4 protein-coding genes are annotated in these 3,821 nt (G+C 52.9%); 1 reads left to right on the top strand and 3 read right to left on the bottom strand.

The window, feature by feature from the left end:
• Window positions 1-146: 146 nt before the first annotated feature.
• The 3 genes from WKK33_RS09140 to WKK33_RS09130 all read right to left on the bottom strand — a co-directional run bounded on the left by WKK33_RS09140 (window position 147) and on the right by WKK33_RS09130 (window position 3,504).
• Window positions 147-1,394 carry an FtsX-like permease family protein gene (locus tag WKK33_RS09140; protein ID WP_337637070.1) on the bottom strand — a complete coding sequence of 416 codons (1,248 nt, stop codon included), beginning with the start codon at window positions 1,392-1,394 and terminating at the stop codon, window positions 147-149.
• Window positions 1,391-2,587, bottom strand: a complete 1,197-nt coding sequence (locus tag WKK33_RS09135) for a pyridoxal phosphate-dependent aminotransferase (protein WP_309438850.1) — start codon at window positions 2,585-2,587, stop codon at window positions 1,391-1,393. The genes WKK33_RS09140 and WKK33_RS09135 overlap by 4 nt, the downstream gene beginning before the upstream one ends.
• A 197-nt stretch (window positions 2,588-2,784) precedes the next feature.
• Window positions 2,785-3,504, bottom strand: a complete 720-nt coding sequence (locus WKK33_RS09130) for a phosphatase (protein ID WP_337637072.1) — start codon at window positions 3,502-3,504, stop codon at window positions 2,785-2,787.
• Between the two features lie 36 nt (window positions 3,505-3,540).
• Between WKK33_RS09130 and WKK33_RS09125 the strand changes: the two genes are divergently transcribed.
• Window positions 3,541-3,771, top strand: coding sequence for a hypothetical protein (locus WKK33_RS09125; protein ID WP_337933518.1), 231 nt, complete (start codon window positions 3,541-3,543; stop codon window positions 3,769-3,771).
• The last annotated feature ends 50 nt before the right edge of the window (window positions 3,772-3,821 follow it).

Genomic DNA, 3,821 nt, shown 5'->3' with positions numbered 1-3,821 from the left:
ACAAAAGCCCAAATCTGCTATTTTTTGCTTTTTTAGTCATTCTTTTTCCCTAAAATGTATCATTTATGTAACTTGCACACTCTTTCGGAGCGTGCAAGTTGTGTTTTGCCTTATTATGTTATGGCTTGTCCGTGATGGTTTGGGGCTTATTCGTACCTCATGCTCTTGGCTGGGTGGATGTGCGAAATGAGATAGCTGGGTGCTATAAGCACAAACAGGCTGATGAGCAAAGTGGCTACGTTCAGGATGATGAGTAGCGGGATGTTGATTTCCACAGGCACGGTGCTGACGTAATAGGTTGCCGGGTCGAGCTTGATGATCCCCGTCCATTGTTGGAGCAATGCCATGCCGAGGGCGATGGCGTTGCCGATGAGGAGCGCCCTTCCGATGATGAATGCGGCAAACCACAGGAAGATGTGGCGTATGGTTTTGTTGCGCGTTCCCAATGCCTTGAGCACGCCTATCATGGTGGTGCGCTCGAGGATGATGATGAGCAGTCCTGAGATCATGGTCACGCCAGCCACCGACACCATCAGTACGAGGATGATCCACACGTTCATGTCGAGCAAGTCGAGCCATGAGAAGATCTGCGGATTGATGTCTCTGATGGTCTGTGTAGCGTAGGTTTCACCGTAGCGGTCCTCCGTTCGGTTAATCTTTTCTACAAACCGGCTCTCCACTTCGTCCAGTTGCTTGAAGTCGTTCACGGTGATGGCCGCTCCCGACACCTGGTCGGGCTGCCATGCGTTGAGCTTGACGGTGGTGTAGAGGTCGGTGAAACACATCACCTGGTCGTACTGCGAGAGATTGGTTTGGTAGATGCCTTGTATGGTGAACCGCCTCATGCGCACCCCGTTCTCATCGATGAAATAGGCGAAGATTCGGTTGCCAGCATTCACCTTGAGCTTGTCGGCGATGTTCTGTGAGATCAGTATGTGGTTGCCCGACTGGCTGTCGGAGAATTTGGGAATGGATCCCGCTACCATGTTCTGGTGGATGAACGTGGTGTCGTATTCTTGCGCAACGCCTTCGAACATTACTCCCAGGAAGTCGCTATCGGTCTTGAGGATGCCTTGCTTGTAGGCAAATCGCTCCACGTGCTTCACGCCCTCTATGCCTCCAATGACCTTCATCATGGAGTCGTTCATGGCGATGGGCGCTTGGTCCGACGACATTTGGGTCATGAAGTTGGTTACCTGAATGTGTGAACCAAAGCCAATCACCTTGTCGCGGATGGTATGCTTAAAGCCGAGCACCACAAAAACCGAAAGGAGCATCACGACCAATCCTATTGCCACACCGGCTGTGGCAATAGTTATGGCAGGGCGGGAGACGTGTTGCCTTCCGCTTTTGTCCTTATAAAGTTTGTGGGCGATAAAGAAGGAAAAATTCATTTTCTACCAGGGTATGCCTCCAATGCTTTTCTGAGGATGAACAGGGCGCGCTCCAAGTCGTCTTTCTTCAGCACGTAGGCAATGCGCACTTGGTCGACGCCTGCGCCCGGTGTGGTGTAGAAACCGGCTGCAGGAGCCATCATGACGGTCTCGCCCTCATAGTTGAACTCTTCGAGGCACCATTTGCAGAACTTGTCGGCATCGTCGACGGGGAGCTGGGCCACCGTGTAGAATGCGCCCATGGGAATGGGTGAGTAGACTCCAGGAATGCGGTTGAGGCCGTCGATAAGACACTTGCGTCGCTCCACATACTCGTCGTAAACGTCGCGATAATACTCCTCGGGAGCGTCGAGCGATGCCTCGGCCACAATCTGTCCGATGAGAGGTGGCGAGAGGCGAGCTTGGCAGAATTTCATCACAGCCTTTTTCACCTCTTCGTTCTTGGTGATCAATGCGCCGATGCGGATTCCACATTCCGAGTAGCGCTTCGACACGGAGTCGATGAGAATCACGTTGTCCTCAATGCCCTTAAGGTGCATGGCGCTGATATAGGGCGAACCCGTATAGATGTATTCGCGGTAAACCTCGTCGGAGAAGAGATACAGGTCGTGCTCCTTTACCAGGTCGCGTATCTGGTTCATCTCGCGGCGTGTGTAGAGGTACCCCGTGGGGTTGTTGGGGTTGCAGATGAGTATTCCGCGTGTTCTCTCATTGATGAGCTCGTTGAATTTCTCCACCTTCGGCAAGGCGAATCCTTCCTCGATGGATGTGGCGATGGTGCGAATCTTTGCTCCGGCCGACACGGCAAACGTCATGTAGTTGGCGTAAGCGGGCTCGGGCACGATGATTTCGTCGCCTGGGTTGAGGCAACTCATGAAGGCAAACAACACGGCCTCCGAGCCTCCTGTGGTGATGATGATGTCGTCGGCCGACACATGGATATCGTACTTGGCATAGAAGTCCACCAGTTTCTTTCGATAACTCAGGTAGCCTTGCGACGGACTGTATTCCAGCACCTTGCGGTCGATGTGCTTCAGCGCGTCGAGGCCGCATTGCGGCGTGGGCAGGTCGGGCTGTCCGATGTTGAGGTGGTAAACCTTTATGCCACGCTCCTTGGCAGCAAGCGCCAGGGGGGCAAGCTTTCTAATGGGTGACTCGGGCATTTCCAAGCCGCGTACGGATATTTCAGGCATGGTGTGTTTTCTTTATGTTATGCGCCTTTAAGGAACTCAATTTGCTGCAAAGATATATTATTCTGTTGATATTTGCAAAGCACTTTACTATTTTATTTTGATTTATTTCCAAATCGGCCCTCGGATTGTTCGTGGAGTGGGGTGGTTGCCGCTATGGTTTATGCCAAGGTGCGGCACCTGAGCATGTCGATGCGGGGCTATTGGGGCATGGGTTTCAGGTAATCCAGAAACCGCTTGGTGCTGTAGTTCATGATGAGCTCGTCGGGCATCTCGGCTTCTTCTACCAATGGCATGATTTTGTCATACTTCGCTATCATCATCGATATGTGGGCGTCGCTTCCGAGAATTACGGGCACCTGATGCTTCTTGGCCAGTTGGAGCAGTTCGAGGTTGTTGGGGCGCGCCACGGTCTTGTGGCGGGCGGGCGCCAACGAGTGGTTGTTGATCTCGAGCAACGTGTGGGTCTCCTTCGACGCCAGCACCAGTTGCTCGAAGTCGAGCAGCGCCGTGCCGTCGCCCGGATGGCTGATGATTTGCACGTAGGGGTTGCGCATGGCTTGTATCACGCCCGCTGTGTTTTCCTCCTTTGTTCCTCCCTGCCAGCACAAGCTGTGTATGCCGGCAATGCGCAGGTCGAGTGTGCGCAGGTCGCTCTCGTCGAGGTCTATCTCTCCCTGGGTGTTGAGAATGTTGAGTTCCGCTCCCATCATCAGCTTCACGCCATACATCTCGCGTGGTACGCAATGCATGTTCCGGAAATAGATGGGTTGGCACGTGCCGGGTATGCTGGGTCCATGCTCTGTGATGCCGAGTATCTTCAGTCCCATGTGGGCTGCTGCTGTGGCCATCTCCTGGATGGTGCTGTATGCGTGGCCCGAAGCCACGGTGTGGGTGTGTACATCGAGTTGTGTCTTCATGCTTCCGTTTTTTTCTCATGCAAAGGTACACATTATTTGAAAACCGAAGCATTTTTTTTGTTAATTCTTGTTTCTGGGTTTGTTGCAACACCTCCCACCCCTATGCATGGTCTCGCCATCTTCGTCGGGCTTGCCGATACGCTTTGTCACTCCGGTGGCGCAAGAGCATTGGTTGTTGACATGCCGGATGATGGGCCTGCGCTTGGCCGTAACGAGCAGTTGCGCAACAACATATTGAACATACTAATGGCAATCGTTAAACCGTAACCATCCGAAATATGCCGACTTGTGCCTTCCGTTTAAGTTGTCGACCTTTG

Origin of the sequence: Hallella sp. (assembly GCF_037460745.1) — a bacterium.
Classification (GTDB): Bacteria; Bacteroidota; Bacteroidia; order Bacteroidales; family Bacteroidaceae; genus Prevotella; species Prevotella faecis.
The sequence above is the reverse complement of the archived record's forward strand: the minus strand, read 5'-3'. Positions and strand labels throughout refer to the sequence as shown.

Coding starts and splice junctions, on each gene's coding strand:
- WKK33_RS09140 (WP_337637070.1), bottom strand. CDS start 1,394: ATGAATTTTTCCTTCTTTATCGCCCACAAACTTTATAAGGACAAAAGC.
- WKK33_RS09135 (WP_309438850.1), bottom strand. CDS start 2,587: ATGCCTGAAATATCCGTACGCGGCTTGGAAATGCCCGAGTCACCCATT.
- WKK33_RS09130 (WP_337637072.1), bottom strand. CDS start 3,504: ATGAAGACACAACTCGATGTACACACCCACACCGTGGCTTCGGGCCAC.